This window comes from Sphingomonas sp. Leaf10 (assembly GCF_001421245.1).
Taxonomy (GTDB): domain Bacteria; phylum Pseudomonadota; class Alphaproteobacteria; order Sphingomonadales; family Sphingomonadaceae; genus Sphingomonas.
The window spans coordinates 288,072-303,491 of record NZ_LMKE01000006.1; the positions used below are offsets into that span (position 1 = coordinate 288,072).

At 67.2% G+C, this 15,420-nt stretch carries 14 protein-coding genes; 5 read left to right on the forward strand and 9 right to left on the reverse strand.

Annotation, left to right across the window (positions count from 1 at the left end; genetic code table 11):
* From ASE59_RS07765 to cobA, 5 genes are all read left to right on the forward strand, one after another.
* Positions 1-1,206, forward strand: a complete 1,206-nt coding sequence (locus ASE59_RS07765) for an alginate export family protein (protein ID WP_056454639.1) — start codon at positions 1-3, stop codon at positions 1,204-1,206.
* A complete protein-coding gene (gene nirB / locus ASE59_RS07770; RefSeq protein ID WP_056454642.1) occupies positions 1,203-3,683 on the forward strand; it encodes a nitrite reductase large subunit NirB in 2,481 nt (826 codons plus the stop codon). Before ASE59_RS07765 ends, nirB begins: the two co-directional genes overlap by 4 nt.
* A complete protein-coding gene (nirD, locus tag ASE59_RS07775) occupies positions 3,680-4,018 on the forward strand; it encodes a nitrite reductase small subunit NirD (protein WP_056454645.1) in 339 nt (112 codons plus the stop codon). The genes nirB and nirD overlap by 4 nt, the downstream gene beginning before the upstream one ends.
* 109 nt (positions 4,019-4,127) lie before the next feature.
* Positions 4,128-6,716, forward strand: coding sequence for a nitrate reductase (locus ASE59_RS07780; RefSeq protein ID WP_056454648.1), 2,589 nt, complete (start codon positions 4,128-4,130; stop codon positions 6,714-6,716).
* Entirely contained in the window at positions 6,706-7,485 is a 780-nt protein-coding gene (cobA, locus tag ASE59_RS07785; RefSeq protein WP_056454651.1) for a uroporphyrinogen-III C-methyltransferase, read from the forward strand. Before ASE59_RS07780 ends, cobA begins: the two co-directional genes overlap by 11 nt.
* Before the next feature lie 75 nt (positions 7,486-7,560).
* On the opposite strand, the gene ASE59_RS07790 is transcribed toward cobA, so the two are convergent.
* From ASE59_RS07790 to ASE59_RS07825, 9 genes are all read right to left on the reverse strand, one after another.
* Entirely contained in the window at positions 7,561-7,743 is a 183-nt protein-coding gene (locus ASE59_RS07790) for a hypothetical protein (RefSeq protein WP_056454654.1), read from the reverse strand.
* Between the two features lie 72 nt (positions 7,744-7,815).
* Positions 7,816-8,580 carry a hypothetical protein gene (locus tag ASE59_RS07795; RefSeq protein WP_156359949.1) on the reverse strand — a complete coding sequence of 255 codons (765 nt, stop codon included), beginning with the start codon at positions 8,578-8,580 and terminating at the stop codon, positions 7,816-7,818.
* Positions 8,581-8,625: 45 nt separating this feature from the next.
* Positions 8,626-10,422 (reverse strand): DUF885 domain-containing protein, encoded by a 1,797-nt coding sequence (locus ASE59_RS07800; RefSeq protein ID WP_056454660.1) that lies wholly within the window; start codon positions 10,420-10,422, stop codon positions 8,626-8,628.
* 189 nt (positions 10,423-10,611) lie between these two features.
* A complete protein-coding gene (gene pth / locus ASE59_RS07805) occupies positions 10,612-11,178 on the reverse strand; it encodes an aminoacyl-tRNA hydrolase (RefSeq protein ID WP_056454663.1) in 567 nt (188 codons plus the stop codon).
* 211 nt (positions 11,179-11,389) lie between these two features.
* Entirely contained in the window at positions 11,390-11,512 is a 123-nt protein-coding gene (locus ASE59_RS20885) for a hypothetical protein (RefSeq protein ID WP_268795263.1), read from the reverse strand.
* An 11-nt stretch (positions 11,513-11,523) separates the two neighbouring features.
* Positions 11,524-11,796 (reverse strand): hypothetical protein, encoded by a 273-nt coding sequence (locus ASE59_RS07810; protein WP_235515680.1) that lies wholly within the window; start codon positions 11,794-11,796, stop codon positions 11,524-11,526.
* Positions 11,797-11,886: 90 nt separating this feature from the next.
* The gene (locus ASE59_RS07815) at positions 11,887-12,207 is read right to left on the reverse strand and encodes a hypothetical protein (RefSeq protein WP_056454668.1); all 321 of its coding nucleotides are present in this window, start codon (positions 12,205-12,207) and stop codon (positions 11,887-11,889) included.
* Between the two features lie 92 nt (positions 12,208-12,299).
* Positions 12,300-12,827 (reverse strand): hypothetical protein, encoded by a 528-nt coding sequence (locus ASE59_RS20215; protein WP_200913184.1) that lies wholly within the window; start codon positions 12,825-12,827, stop codon positions 12,300-12,302.
* Positions 12,828-13,371: 544 nt separating this feature from the next.
* A complete protein-coding gene (locus ASE59_RS07825; RefSeq protein ID WP_056454673.1) occupies positions 13,372-15,330 on the reverse strand; it encodes an AAA family ATPase in 1,959 nt (652 codons plus the stop codon).
* Positions 15,331-15,420 lie beyond the last annotated feature (90 nt).

Consider the following 15,420-nt stretch of genomic DNA (forward strand, 5'->3'; position numbering starts at 1 on the left):
ATGCGCACTATCGCCCGCCTTTCGCTCACCACCGTCGCCACGCTGACCGCCATGCCCGCCGCCGCCCAGACGCTGACCCCGCTCGCCGAAGCGCGGCTGCGCTACGAAACCGTCGAGCAGGACAATCTGCCGAAGGATGCGCACGCGGTCACCACCCGCCTGCGCACCGGGGTGGAGGCAAAGGCGGCGCGGTTCTCGGCGTTGTTCGAGGCGCAGGGGAACCTGTCGATCGTCCCCGATTATTTCGACGGACTGAACGGCAAGACCGACCGCCCGCTGATTGCCGATCCGCGCAGCATCGGCGTGTACCGGGCGCAACTGCGCTATGCCGCGCCCGGCTTCGCGGTGACGGCGGGGCGTCAGCGGATCGCGCTGGACGACGAACGTTTCGTCGGCGCGGCGCAGATCCGCAACAACGCCCAGACCTTCGACGCGGTGCGCACCGAATGGACACCGATCAAGGGCCTGAAGGCCGATGTCACCTATGCCTGGGGCGTGCGTACCGTATGGGGCATCGACGGCACCGGCCAGCGCCAGCGCGCCATTTCGGGCGACAATGTCTTTGCCACGCTGGGCGTCGCGACGCCGATCGGCACCGCCACCGCCTTCGCCTATCTGGTCGATCAGGACGAAGCGGTGGTGCAGAATTACCGCCTGTCGAGCCAGAGCTACGGCCTGCGCCTGAACGGCACGCAACCGATCGGCAAGGCGAAGCTTAGCTATACGCTCAGCCACGCCCGCCAGTCCGACTGGGGCCGCAACCCCAATGATTATGCCGCCGCCTACTGGTTGGGCGAAGGCGCGGTCGAACTGTCGGGCAGCAAGCTGGGCGGCGGTTACGAAGTGCTCGGTGCCGATGAAGGTCGCGCGCTGACCGCGTTCAACACGCCGCTGTCGTCGATCTTCAAATTTCAGGGATGGGCCGACAAGTTCACCACCACCCCCGCCGACGGCATTCGCGACGTGTATGCCAATGTCGGTCACGTTTGGCCGGTCGTCGGCCGGCTGAAGGGGGTCGGGGTGCAGGCCGCCTATCATCGGTTCGCCTCCGACCGGCTGGTCCGCCGCTATGGCGACGAACTCGATCTGCTGGCGACCGCCAAGCTCGACCGGACCGCGCTGTCGGTCCGCTACGCCGATTACCGTGCCGATGGCTTCGGCGTGGATACCCGCAAATTCTGGCTCCAACTGGACTGGACACTATGAAACACGAACCTCTCACCCCCGGCGTTGACACGCGCGATCACCTCGTCGTGATCGGCAACGGCATGGCCGGGTGCCGCGCGGTCGAGGAACTGCTGGCGCGCGATCCCAGCCGGTACCGCGTCACCATCTTCGGCGCCGAACCGCATGTGAACTATAACCGGATCATGCTGTCGCCGGTGCTGGCGGGTGAGAAGACGTTCGAGCAGATCGTCATTAATGGGGCCGACTGGTACGCGCAAAACGCGATCGAACTGGTCGCGGGCGATCCGGTCGTCGCCATCGACCGCGCGGCCAGGACGGTGACGGCGCGTTCGGGCCGCGTCACCGGGTACGACCGGCTGCTGATCGCGACCGGGTCCGACCCGTTCATCATTCCGGTGCCGGGCAAGGACCTGCCGGGCGTGATCGGTTTCCGCGACATGAAGGATGTCGACCATATGCTCGCCGCCGCCGAGCGCGGTGGCGATGCGGTGGTGATCGGCGGCGGGCTGTTGGGGCTGGAGGCGGCGCACGGCCTGTCGCTGCGGGGCATGAAGGTCACCGTGCTGCACATCATGCCGACGCTGATGGAACGGCAGCTCGATGAAGCGGCGGGCTGGCTGCTGAAATCCGCGCTCGAAGCGCGCGGCCAGACCATCCTGACGGGCGCCGACACCGCCGAGATCGTCGGCACCGATGCGGTCGAGGGCGTGCGGCTGAAGGACGGGACGCTGATCCCCGCCAGCCTCGTGGTGATGGCGGTCGGCATCCGCCCGTCGGTTGCACTGGCGCGCGACGCCGGCCTCGCGGTCGGGCGCGGTATCCAGGTCGACGACCATATGGTTACCAGCGACCCTGCCATCCTCGCGGTCGGCGAATGCGTCGAGCATGACGGCAACGTCTATGGCCTCGTCGCGCCGCTATGGGACATGTGTCGTGCGCTGGCCGATGGGCTGACCGACGCGCACACCGGCTATCGCGGGTCGGTGACCTCGACCAAGCTGAAGGTCGCCGGGCTGGACGTGTTCTCGGCCGGGGACTTTTCGGGCGGCGACGGTGCGGAGGATATCGTCCTGCGCGATGCCAGCCGCGGCATCTACAAGCGGGTCGTGGTCAAGGACGACCGCATCGTTGGCGCGGTGCTGTATGGCGATACCACCGACGGCAACTGGTATTTCGACCTGTTGAAGAAGGGCGACAGCGTCGCCGACATTCGCGACCTGCTGATCTTTGGACAGGCTTTCGCTTCGGGAGGGGCGCAGGCGGACCCTAAGTCGGCCGTTGCGGCGCTCTCCGACGATGCGGAGATTTGCGGCTGCAACGGCGTGACCAAGGGTAAGGTCTTCGCCTGCATCGATGGCGGCGCGCACAGCCTCGACGCGGTGCGTTCGGGGTGCAAGGCATCGGCGAGTTGCGGTTCGTGCACCGGGATCGTCGAGACGCTGCTGGCGCTGCGCCTGGGCGACGAGGTCAAAGCCGGGCCGAAGACCATGTGCAAATGCACCAGCTTCGGCCATGACGACGTCCGCCGCGAGATCGTGGCGCAGGATATGCGCTCGATCCCCGAGGTCATGCAGAAGCTGCATTGGTCGACGCCCGATGGCTGTTCGTCGTGCCGCCCGGCGCTCAACTATTATCTGCTGTGCGCGCTGCCCGGCGTCTACAAGGACGACCAGCAGAGCCGCTTCGTCAACGAACGCCTGCATGCCAACATCCAGAAGGACGGCACCTATTCGGTCGTGCCGCGCATGTGGGGTGGGCTTACCAACCCCCGCGAGTTGCGCGCGATCGCCGATGTCGTCGAGAAGTACGACGCGCCGATGGTCAAGGTCACCGGCGGCCAGCGCCTCGACATTTTCGGTATCAAGCGCGAGGATCTGCCTGCCGTCTGGGCCGATCTGAATGCCGCTGGCATGGTCAGCGGCCATGCCTATGGCAAGTCGTTGCGCACGGTGAAGACCTGTGTCGGGTCCGAATGGTGCCGCTTCGGTACGCAGGATTCGACCGGGCTGGGCGTCAAGGTCGAGCGCATGACCTGGGGGTCGTGGATGCCCCACAAGTTCAAGATCGCCGTATCGGGATGTCCGCGCAATTGTGCCGAGGCGACGATCAAGGACTTCGGCGTTGTCTGTGTCGACAGCGGCTACGAACTGTCGGTCGGCGGCAATGGCGGCATCAAGGTCCGCGCCACCGACTTCCTGTGCAAGGTCGCGACCGAGGAAGAGGCTATGCACTACTGCGCTGCCTTCATCCAGCTGTACCGCGAGGAAGCGCGCTATCTGGAGCGGACCGCCCCGTGGATCGAACGCGTCGGCGTCGACTATGTCCGTGCCCGCATCGCCGAAGATGCTCCGGGTCGCGATGCGCTGGCCGAGCGCTTCCTGTTCTCGCAGACCTTCATGCAGGACGATCCATGGGCGGCGCGCGTCGCCGGGGCGGAGCGCGAACATCACGCGCCGATGGCGACATTCACCCCGAAGCAGGAGGTGCTGGCATGACCGGCGAATGGCTCGACATCGGCTGGGTCGATGAAATCCCGCTGCGCGGCAGCCGTACCGTGCAGGTGACCGGCGGCGACGATATCGCCGTGTTCCGCACCGGCGAGGGCAAGGTCTTTGCGCTGGCCGATCGCTGTCCGCACAAGGGCGGGCGGCTGAGCCAGGGCATCGTCCATGGCGGTGCGGTCGCGTGCCCGCTGCACAATTGGCGCATCGCGCTGGCGACCGGCGAGGCGATGGGCGAGGACAAGGGGTGTACGCCGACGGTGCCGGTCAAGATCGACGCCGGCCGCGTGCTGATCTGCCGCGCCAGCGCGCTGAAGGTGGCGGCGTGAAACTCCCTCTCCCCTTCAAGGGAGAGGGCCGGGGAGAGGGGGTTGTGCGTAACAACGGCCGTCTCGCACTCCCCCTCTCCCAACCCTCTCCCCTGACGGGGAGAGGGCTATGAGTGTGAAAACCACTTGCGCCTATTGCGGGGTCGGGTGCGGGATCCTCGCCACGCCGACGGGCGCGCGTACCGCGTCGATCGCCGGCGATCCGGAGCACCCCGCCAATGCCGGCCGGCTGTGTTCCAAGGGCACGCATCTCGGCGAGACGATCGGACTCGACGGCCGCCTCCTCACGCCCATGATCGGCCGCAAGCAGGCGACGTGGGACAAGGCGCTCGACCTCGTCGCCAAACGCTTTCGCGACACCATCGCAGCGCACGGCCCCGACAGCGTCGCCTTCTACGTCTCCGGCCAGTTGCTGACCGAAGACTATTACGTCGCCAACAAGCTGATGAAGGGATTCATCGGATCGGCGAACATCGACACCAATTCGCGACTGTGCATGTCGAGCGCGGTGGCGGGCCACCTGCGCGCGTTCGGTGAGGACGTCGTGCCCGCCAATTACAGTGACCTCGACGCCGCCGACCTGATCGTGCTGGTCGGATCGAACACCGCGTGGTGCCACCCGATCGTCTATCAGCGCATCCGCGCGCGCTGCGACGCCGGGGCAAAGCTGGTGGTCATCGATCCGCGCCGTACCGAAACCGCCGATGAAGCCGACCTGCACCTGCCGGTGAAGCCCGGCACCGACGTGGCGCTGATGAACGGGTTGCTGGCATGGTGCCGCGACGCTGGCGTGCTCGACAACGCCTATCTCGACGCGCATGTCGCGGTGTCGGACGGCTTCTGGGACAGCCTCGCCGACGGCTATGACCTGTGGTCAGTCGCGAAGACCTGCGACGTCCCCGTCGCCGATCTGCGCCGCTTCTACGAACTGTTCGCCGCCAACCCGCGCACCGTCACGATGTTCAGCCAGGGCATCAACCAGTCGCTGACCGGCACCGATCAGGTCAATGCGATCGTCAACGTCCACCTCGCCACCGGCCGCATCGGCAAGCCGGGCGCGGCACCCTTTTCGATCACCGGCCAGCCCAACGCGATGGGCGGGCGCGAGGTCGGGGGTCTTGCCAACACGCTCGCCGCGCATATGGGGTTCGCGCCCGAGGACGTGGCGCGGGTCGGCCGTTTCTGGGCCGCGCCCAACATGGCGAGCGCACCGGGGCTGAAGGCGGTCGACCTGTTTCGCGCCGTGGGCGAGGGCCGGATCAAGGCGGTATGGATCATGGCGACCAATCCCGCCGTGTCGATGCCCGATGCCGATCGCGTCCGCGCCGCGCTGGCCGATTGCCCGTTCGTCGTGGTGTCCGACGTGATCGCCGACACCGACACGTCGGCTTACGCGCATGTCCGCCTGCCCGCCGCAGCATGGGGCGAGAAGGACGGCACGGTCACCAATTCGGAACGCGTCATCAGCCGCCAGCGCGCTTTCATGGCCCTTCCCGGCGAGGCCAAGCCCGACTGGTGGATCATCGCGCAGGTCGCGCAGCGCATGGGCTGGCGCAGCGCGTTCGCCTATGACCGGCCCGCCGATATCTGGCTCGAGCATTGCCGGCTGTCGACCTATCAGAATGACGGCGCACGGCGTTTCGCGCTGCCGGGCCACGCCGCGCGCGGCAATGCCGAATATGCAGCGATGCAGCCGTTCCGCTGGGACGACACGCCGTTCGCCGATGGTCGTTTCCCAACCCCCGATGGCCGCGCGCGCATGGTCGCGGTCGCGCAAAAGCCGGTGGCCGGTACGCTCGACGCATGGCCGATGACGCTCAACACCGGGCGCTATCGCGACCAGTGGCATACGATGACCCGCACGGGTCTCAGCCCCAAACTCGCCCGCCATCGCGAGGAACCGCTGGTCGAGGTGCATCCCGACGACGCCGTCCGCCTCGGCATCGCCGATGGCGGCCTCGCCCGCGTTGCGACGCCACAGGGCGACAGCCTGTACCGCGCACAGGTCACGCCGACCCAGCGGCCGGGCGAATTGTTCGTGCCGATCCACTGGACCGATCGTACCTCTACGGGTGGCCGTTCGGGCCGCCTGCCCCGCCCGCTGACCGATCCGGTGTCGGGCCAGCCTGGGTTCAAGGCGACCCCGGCGCGGATCGCGGCGGTGGCAAGCGACTGGCGCGGCTTCCTGATCGTGCGTGACGAAACCCCTCGCCCCGACTGCCTGTGGGCGACGCGGGTGGCGGTCCCGTGCGGCACGGTGTGGGATCTGGCTGGCGAAGGTGACGCCGCGAAGCTCGACCGGCTGCTGCCGCGTGGCGAACGGATCGAGGCGATCGACAGCGCACGCGGCATGCGCCGCATCGCCGTCCTGCAGGACGGCCGGCTTGCCGCCGCACTGTTCGTCACCCGCGACGGATCGCTTCCCTCCCGCGACTGGTTGGTCGCGCAACTGGCCGAGGCGAGCGCCGCGCCGACCCTACTCGCCGGTCGCGCGCCGGGCGTGCAGGTCGATCGCGGCCCGATCGTCTGCGCCTGTTTCGATATCGGCCTCAACACCATCCTGACCACCATCGCCGAACAGCGGCTGACCGATGTCGCCGCGATCGGCAAGGCGATCGGCGCGGGTACGAACTGCGGTTCCTGCCGCCCCGCGCTCGCCAAGCTGCTGCAACCGAAAGGATCGTCCCATGCCGCATGACTTCACCCCCGGCATGGTCTGGCTGGTCGGGGCCGGTCCGGGCGATCCCGACCTGCTGACCCGCAAGGCCGAACGGCTCATCGCCGCCGCCGACATCGTCTTCTACGACGCGCTGGTCGGTCCCGGCGTGCTCGACCTGATCGGCCCCCAAGCCGAACGCGTCTCGGTCGGCAAGCGATCGGGGCGTCATTCGAAGGAGCAACGGTCGATCAACGACCTGCTCGCCGACGCCGCGCTGGCCGGCAAGCGCGTCGTGCGGCTGAAGGGCGGCGACGCGTCGATTTTCGGCCGGTCGACCGAAGAGATCGAACATCTGGCGGCGCACGGCGTCGCCACCCGCATCTGCCCCGGCATCACCGCCGCCAGCGCGGCGGCGGCGTCGGGTGGGGTTTCGCTGACGCTACGCGGCCTCGCCCGCAAGCTGACCTTCGTCACCGCCCATGCCCGTGCCGGCGAAGCGCTCGATCTCGACTGGCAGACCCTCGCCGCGCCCGATGCGACGCTGGCCGTCTATATGGGCCGCGCCGCCGCGCATGAGGTGGCACGCGAACTGATCGCCGCCGGCCGCGCCGCCGATACGCCGGTCATGGTCGCGGTCAACGTGTCGCTGCCGGCCGAACGCATCATCCGCGGCCGCCTGTCGGCGCTCGCCTTTCTGGTCGAGGCGATCAGCGACAGCGACCCCGCGCTGCTGCTGATCGGCGAGGCCGTGGCGGCCCCGACGCCCATTGCCGTCCGCGCGGATCGCTACGTACCGAGCAGCCTGTAACCTGCGCCCGGTGCGTCAGGATTGGCGCGACGGATCAAGTATCGGCGCGGATGCGACGCGCGTGATCGCCGATCGTCACCAGGCGCGGGGCGCTCCCCCCACCCGCCGGGCGACCGCCGCCTCGACTTCGTTCATCTCCACCTGCGACAGGGTGCCAGCCGCCAGCATCTTGCGCATCAGTTCATCGACCAGTGCCGCGAGAAAATGAACCTCGGCCCGCAAAGCGTTGGTGTCTTCCCCATGGGCGTTCACGTCCATCCGTTTCGACTCCGACCGCTTCCGTCGGCGGGCACCATCCACGTCGCGACTCTCCGGCGCAAGGACTTTGAATCAGGGCAATTGCCCATCATTGCCGTATTTCAGCTCCAGATAGCGGCCCTGCACCGCAATGCCGTCCAGCGCGCCATCACCCGCCGCACCGCGCAGCCGCGTGAGTTCGGCATCGATCAGGTGCAGCCCGTTGACGAGATGATCGTCCGGGGTCCGCCCGTCGGGCAACATCGTCCGGCGCGCGGCGGGCGGTACGTCGCGCCAACCGTCGACCAGGTCGGGTAGTTCGATCGAGACCAGCTTGTGAATTGCTCCCGCCGCCGGGCTGCGTGGATCGAGCCGCGTGACCAGCGGGCGCAGCCCGTCGAGGCGGTGGCGAATATCGGTCGCCAGTTGCCGCGCCGGCGGCGGCAGGCCGCGCTGATACCCCGCCAGCCAGATATCGGCTTCGTCGACCAGATCGGGCAGCGCTGCCTGCACCAGCGCCTCGCGGCCCGGTGCACGCGGATCGGTGTGCAGCACGATCAGCGTCGTCACGACGATCAGCGCGGCCATCGCCACGGCCAGCGCCACCCCCGGCGCGCTGACGGCAGCCAGCACCGCCCAGACCAGCAGCGCACCCGCGCTGGCCATTGCGAGGCGTAGCGCCAGCCGGCGCTGGCGACGTGCCTTTGCCGCGCGTTCGCGGCGCGCCTGCTCGCGCCCCTCCGGCGACATGCGGCGCAACAGCTCTTCGGCACCGCTCAGCCCAACCTCGGCAAAGCCGCTCACGACCTTGCGTGCCCTCGGCAGGATCGGCCCCTGCGGTTCGATATCGTCGTCCATGTCCTGCAACATGGGGGATTTTGCCGGATGATCCAGCGTCGATCGCTACCTCGAACGCTGTCGCGGCACGAACTCGGTCAGGACCGCCTTTTCCAGCAGGTCGGGCGGCAACAGACCCTGTGCGAGCAGGAAGTCGTTGAACGCCATCCGGTCGAATTTAGGACCGAGCGCCAGTTCCGCCGCGATCCGGATGCGCAGTAAACGGGTATAGCCATAGAAATAACTGCCCGCCTGCCCCGGCGCGCGCGAAGTGTAGCGCTCGATCTCCTGCTTCGCCATCGCGGGCGAAACCGCCACCTGCTCGATCAGGATACGGCGCGCATCGTCGATCGACAGCAGGCCGAGGTTCAGCATCGGATCGAGGAACGCACGCGCCGCCCGCAGCAGCCGCGCCTGATAGGCCATCAACTGCCCCTCGATCGGGTGATAGGGCAGCGCCTCCGCCTCGGCATAAAGCGCCCACCCCTCCACATTCACGCTGTTGAAGGCATAGAGGATGCGTGCCTGCGACACGCCGCCTTCGAGCATGGCCGAAAATTGCAGCTCGTGTCCCGGCCGCCCCTCATGCGCGCTGACCGTCCATTGCGCCGCGGGGAAATTGAAGTCGTCGTAGCGCAACTCCGGCCCGGTTCCCGGCACACCGACCGGTAACACGAACGTGCCATATTCGCCCGTGTTGTTCAGCAGCGGCGGCGGTTCCATGTGCGGTGCGGGCGATGCCGCCGATTCCGCCACGCTCGCCAGCCGCATTTTCATCGGCCGCTCGGGCAGGGTCACGATGCGTTCGCGGCGGATCGCATCCTCGATCCGGCGATTGATCTCGGCATAGCTCTCCTCGATCCGGTCGTCGGGAACCGGATCGCGCTTCAATTGGCGGATGATGTCGACATAGCTGCCCGGCGTCAGCCGCTTCTCGGCGACGACGCGCGGAGCGATCGCGGCCATCGTCGCGCGGGTCTCGGCGAATTCGACCTGCGCCTGTGCGATCAACTGGCGGGGGTCGATATCGATACCGAACTGCCGGAGGCGGAAGGCGTACATCTCGGGCGGCAGCCGATGGTCGGTGCGGGCCAGCGGCAGGACGGTGGCCTTGGTCCATGCGGTATAGGCGGCGATCTGCGCGTCAAGCTTCGCCAATGCCGGGCCGGCGCCCGCGACCTTGTACTGCGCGAACAGCTTGGCGATACCCTCGGCAAAGGTGGCGGCGTTGGCGATGGCATTGTCGACCGATACCTTGTCGGGTCCGAGCAGTCCCGGCGTGCGCAGTTCCTCGAACCGGGCGCGGGCCAGATCGGTTAGCGGCGTGGTGCCCGGCCAGTCGCCGACATAGCGCCGCAGCAGTTCGACCGCCCGCGCGCGCCGCTTCGGCGTCACCTGATCGTCGAGCAGCACCTTCAGCCCGCCGAACATCGCCTCCGGCGCGTCGATCCAGCCCAGCATGTATTTGTGACGGAGCCGGGTGCTTTCGATATCGTCGGCGACCGACTGGATCAGGATGTCGAGATCCTGCCGGATCCGCGGATCGCGCTCGCCCTCGCGCCGTCGCTTCAACTCGGCGATCACCGCCGTCAGCGCTTCGGCACGCCGTTCGTCGCGCCGGGGCGCCAGATCGACGGCCAGCCCGTCATAGGCCGACAGGCCGTTGCCCGACGCTTCCTCGGGATCGAATTTCGCCTGTGCTTCGAGCACCAACGCCGTGTTCAGGTTGCTCGCCGTCACCCAATCGGCCTGCGTCGCGGCGGGGGCGGCCGGTGCTTGCGCGGCATGGGCCGCCGTGCTTCCCGCCACCGCCCAGCCGGACGCCAGCGCCCCGACAACCGCCACCCGCACGAACCCGACCATCGCATCCCCCTGCCCGATCGATCTCCTCGGGCGACATCGGCGATGCGTATCAGGAACGAAGCGATCCGCAACATCCATCGGGGACCGCACCGGCGCCGCTCGCCCGCGCAATGCACGGGGACACCGGCAGTCGCTATCCGCGAGACGACATCCTGCGACATCGCCCTGTCGAGGCTCCGGTCGGCGACCTCACCCCATCCGCCGCGCGACTTCGTTCATGAAGCGCACGTCGTCGCCGGCCGCCAGCCATGGGGCTTCGGCAGCGACCGCGCCGAGCAGGTCGGTCAGGTCGTCCAGTTCGGCCTTGGCGAAATTGCCGAGCACATAGGGGCTTACCCGGTCCTTGTGCCCCGGATGGCCGATGCCGAGGCGGATGCGGCGGAAGTCGGGGCCGATATGCGCGTCGGTCGAGCGCAGGCCGTTATGCCCGGCATGGCCGCCGCCGGTCTTCATCTTCAGCTTGAACGGGGCAAGGTCGAGCTCGTCGTGCAAGACGGTGACGTCGGCAGGCGTCAACTTGTAGAAGCGCATCGCTTCCCCGACCGAGCGGCCGCTTTCGTTCATGTAGGTGCCGGGTTTCAGCAGCAGGATTTTCTGCGTGCCGATCCGCCCTTCCTGAATCCAGCCCTGGAACGCCCGTTTCGGCGCGGCGAAACCATGGACCTCGGCGATGGCGTCGACCGCCATGAAGCCGATATTGTGGCGGTGCATCGCATATTGCGGCCCGGGATTGCCGAGGCCGGTCCAGAGTTGCATCACTTGGGTCCTTTGGTGACTGGCGCGCTGCTCTAGCGGGTGCGGGCGACGTGGTCACGCTTGCGATCATCGCGGCGGCCGCGCTGATCTGCATCCGCGGGAACCGGCGACGTTCGACCGTTCAAGGCGAAGGCGCCAACCCGCATGTCGGTCCGACAGCCACAGCGCGATCGCGCCAGCCTGTCCTGCGCTTCAGCCCGACAGCAAAGCCTTAGACGTCGACCAAGTCATAGGACTCGCCGACCAGCGCCAGCATCGCCTCGACGATAGCCGAGCCGCCGCCCGGTACGCCGTACACTTTCATGTCGCTGCCCCGCTTCGGAGCAGGGGGCATGGCGCAACGGCTTACAAGCCGGCCTGGTCGATCCTTTGCGCGATCTCGCTCGGCAATGCGGCCTCCGATTTCGGCAGTAGCCGATGCAGCGCCGTCTGCACGCGTTTGCGCGCGACCTGATACGCCTTGTGACGGATAACCCGGATCGCATTCGTCCGCCACGACGGGCTCTCGCCAAGCAGCGCTTCCCACTTGGCTTCCTCCGCCTCGAGGATCGACAGGGCGAGGCGCAATCCGTCGCGTCGGCCGCGGGCATATTCGTCGGACATGGGTGACGTCTTCATCTCAAGACGAAATTGTACCGCGCTACGATCTCTGACAAGCCCAATCCCCGCTGCGGTTGTCGCGCCGACGGCCGGCGCACGGCGCATGGCTCAATTGCCCTCGGCATCGACCATGATCACGACCGGCCTGCCGCGCGACACCGGCTCCCAACCGGATGACAGCGCAGAGCGCACGCACCGTGCGATCGTCGCGTCATCGAGTTGGAGCCGACCGCGCGGCAAACCCTTCAACAGCCGCTTGGGCGGAGGAAACTCGACCAGGGCCTCGCGCTTGGCGTCCTGCTGGAATAGCGCAATCGTCATGCCCTTCCATCCCTCGTCATCTGACTGATGAGGTTCGCTGTGCAGGTGCCAGTCATAGGCGGTACCATCGACCGTGACGGTGCCGGCGTTCGTGTGGGATTTCGACATACGGGGCCTGTAGCACAGCAAGTCCGCACGGACACAAACCCGGCAAGCGTCATGCATATTATCCGTTACCGGTCAGCAATCCCCGGCGGCTATTAAGCCGGTGAGAGTCCGACGGCGCGGTAGCTGGCGATCATGGCATCGAAAAACGCGATGTCCGATCGTCCCCTTGCAAAGAGTTGCGCACCCACGACCGCTGCATAGATGGCACAGGCCCGGACCATGCAATCTTCGAGAAGATCTTCATCCGAGCGGAACTTGAAGCCAACTCGTACCACCGGAAGGTTCTCGCTGGCCCCGGCTAGGACGCCAACGAGCGTGACCGGGAATGCTTTGGCATCGAGCGCAAGATGTACGACCTGGAGCGCAGGGAACAGCGCATTCAGGGCGAGCTGGACGACACCGTCGGTTTCACCACGGCATATGACGATAACGGCAATCCCGTGGCGGAACCGGTCTATCGGTTCGCACCAAAACCCGACAAGGCCGTGCAGACGCGCTACAAGACGTCCGGTATCGAAATGCTTAGCTGAGGCGAGAAGCGCCCGCCCGCCCGCCGGACGGCCGCTGCTGGTCGAGTCTAGCAACGCATTGCCGCCGACAACGAGCAAATGGTCATCCACTGGGAGGCGAAAGACTCAACCCGACAACGCACATAAGGCTACAGCGACCGTGCAAAGCGCAGAATGGCTTAGCGGTATACTTTGCCAAGACAATCGATAACCTGAAAATAGAAGATCGTTCGGCGTTCAAAGAACCGCTGCCAACAGCCGTTCAAGCTGGACGCTCTAGTCTCGGTCGAGGACGACAAGCCGAGATCGTACACAGTGATTGACGTTCACGGTCCTTTTCGACCGCAGCGAAAGCGAAGGCCGCGCGACCTCCTTACGGATTTGACTTAAGTTTTATCAGATCGGGCAGCTATCGGCCCAATAAACCCGCCCACATAAGACTGCAATTTCGCGACCTACAGCGCTAAAATCGCTACTCTTTTGGAAATTGGCTGGGGCGGCAGGACCGTCACGCCGAGGTTTTAACCATCTAAGTCCGCGTTTTATCGTCGGATCATCTGAGGCTCGTTCATCAGAATAGCCACGCACTGGTCGCATGAAAAGTCGTCGCTCTAAAAAAGTCCGTGGCCGCCAGCGGCGGCCACGCGCCCGCCATTCAAAAGCCCAGCCTGACCGACACGCCGGGCCGAACCGCTACCTCGGCCTGCAACCGCGCGACGAGGTCAGCCGCGTCGATGGTGGGCCAGTAACGTAGCTGCCGGGCGACGACAGCGAAGTCGCCGGGGGTCAGCCCCTCCACCGCGCGAAGGCACGCCGGGGCGGGCTTACCAAAGAAGCGCTTGAAAGCGACGGCGGCCCGCTCGGTGCCGAGCGGTTTCAGCCGCAGCTTGAAGACGAACCGCCGCAATGTCGCCGGATCCAGCCCCGCCTCATGGTTCGTCGCAGCGACCACCGGCAACGGATGCAAGTCGAGCCACGTCAGCAGTTCGTTGACCTGTCCGACCTCCCAACTGGTCCGCGCCGTACTGCGGTCGAACAGCAGCGAGTCCGCCTCGTCGAACAGCAGCACCGCCTCACGCCGCCGCGCCTCGGCAAAGGCATCGGCAATCTGCGCCTCGGTCTCGCCTACCCATTTGGACAGCAGGTCGGACGCACGCTTGACCAGCAGCGGCCGGTCGAGCGCCCGTGCCAGATGGTGCGCGAAGGCTGTCTTGCCGGTGCCGGGCGGACCGGTCAGCAGCAGCGACACGTCGCTCGCGCCGCCGTCCGCCATGGCCGCAAACAGCCGATCGACCGGCCGATCGGTTTCGAACAGGTCGAGGTCGAATGCCGCCGGCCCTGGTGGCGGCAGGGTGCCGCCCCGCAGCGCGAGTACCAACGCTTCGGCTGCGACGGTGCCGCCATCCTCTTCTCCCGCGAGCTTGCCCGCACGCGCCGCCATCCGCAGAACCGTCGCTGCCTCTGGTGCGGCGTCGAGCAAGGTGGCGAAGGCAGGGCCGGGCGTCACCCGCTCCTCGCGCGCCACCCGGTCGAGCATCGCCGCTGCCGCCGCACGCGACGGCAGGTCGAGCCGCAGCACGAAGCTCATCCGCCGCAGGATCGCCGCATCGACATTGCCGATCGCGTTGGTGGTCCAGATCACTGGCACCGGATTGACCTCCAGCAGCCGGTTGACGAAGACCTTGCTGCCCTCACGCCGGCTGAACCAGTCGCCGCCCGCGGACGGGCTGGCATCGCCGATCAAATCCTCCATCTCATCGAACAGCAGCACTGCCGGCTCCCGCCCGCCGAGCAGACGTTGCGCCAAGGCCAGCGCCGCGACGCGTTCCCAACGGCGGGGTTCCTCGCCGTCCTCGTCCGCCTCGCCGACGCCGTGCAGCACCGCGCCTGCCGCCGCCGCCAGTGTACGCGCGAGTTCGGTCTTGCCGGTGCCGGGCGGGCCGTAGATCAGGATGTTAATCCCCGCCGCCGCCTCGCCCAGCGCACCGCGCAGCAGGCGGATGAGAAAGTCGATCGGCTCAACATGCGCAAAGGCGTCGAGCCCCAGCGTGGCCGCCTGCCGCCGACCGACCAGCGTATCGAGCATCGCCTCTTCGCTCGCCGGAGCCCGGTCGAGCAGACGTTGCAAGGTCCAGCGGATTTCGACATCCGCCTCACCCTCACGGGTCGCCGTGAAGCAGGCCAGGCCCAGCCGCGTGACCGCACCCCGCCGCGCCGCGCGGTCCGCGTCCTCCGCACCCGCCCCGGCCATCTCGCCGAGGAGTTGCGGCAGGTCATGCCCGTGACGGCTGAGCAATCGCGCCAAGGCACCGACGCGCGGCAGTCGGTCGCACGCGACCATCAGGTGCAGCAGCGCCGCATCGATCGGCGACAATCCCAGCAACCGCGCCAGCGTGCCCGCGAGTTCGAGTGCCTCCGCCCGCACCGGTCCCCCACGCGGAGCAGCGAGACCCGTGAGAAGGGTTTCCCAACTCAATTCGCCTTCTACGTCGGGCAGCAGCCAAGGCCGATGCGGCTCCGTCCATTCCAGCAGCGCTTTGGCGAGCAGTGCCGTGGCGGGCAACGCGCCCGCCGTCCGGAGCATCAGGCCCCGGACGATATCCAGTTCGTCCATGTCGTATCCACGCGTCTCTCAGGCCGACGGCGCAAGCGCGCGCGTCGACGTCATTCCTGTCGAAAGGGTGAGGTGCGGCGGGGGGGGGGG

Coding starts and splice junctions, on each gene's coding strand:
- ASE59_RS07800 (WP_056454660.1), bottom strand. CDS start 10,422: ATGGTCGGGTTCGTGCGGGTGGCGGTTGTCGGGGCGCTGGCGTCCGGC.
- ASE59_RS07815 (WP_056454668.1), bottom strand. CDS start 12,207: ATGTCGAAATCCCACACGAACGCCGGCACCGTCACGGTCGATGGTACC.
- ASE59_RS07790 (WP_056454654.1), bottom strand. CDS start 7,743: ATGGACGTGAACGCCCATGGGGAAGACACCAACGCTTTGCGGGCCGAG.
- cobA (WP_056454651.1), top strand. CDS start 6,706: ATGCCGCATGACTTCACCCCCGGCATGGTCTGGCTGGTCGGGGCCGGT.
- ASE59_RS07780 (WP_056454648.1), top strand. CDS start 4,128: ATGAGTGTGAAAACCACTTGCGCCTATTGCGGGGTCGGGTGCGGGATC.
- ASE59_RS07795 (WP_156359949.1), bottom strand. CDS start 8,580: ATGGACGACGATATCGAACCGCAGGGGCCGATCCTGCCGAGGGCACGC.
- nirD (WP_056454645.1), top strand. CDS start 3,680: ATGACCGGCGAATGGCTCGACATCGGCTGGGTCGATGAAATCCCGCTG.
- ASE59_RS07765 (WP_056454639.1), top strand. CDS start 1: ATGCGCACTATCGCCCGCCTTTCGCTCACCACCGTCGCCACGCTGACC.
- ASE59_RS20885 (WP_268795263.1), bottom strand. CDS start 11,512: ATGCCCCCTGCTCCGAAGCGGGGCAGCGACATGAAAGTGTACGGCGTA.
- pth (WP_056454663.1), bottom strand. CDS start 11,178: ATGCAACTCTGGACCGGCCTCGGCAATCCCGGGCCGCAATATGCGATG.
- ASE59_RS07825 (WP_056454673.1), bottom strand. CDS start 15,330: ATGGACGAACTGGATATCGTCCGGGGCCTGATGCTCCGGACGGCGGGC.
- ASE59_RS07810 (WP_235515680.1), bottom strand. CDS start 11,796: ATGAAGACGTCACCCATGTCCGACGAATATGCCCGCGGCCGACGCGAC.
- nirB (WP_056454642.1), top strand. CDS start 1,203: ATGAAACACGAACCTCTCACCCCCGGCGTTGACACGCGCGATCACCTC.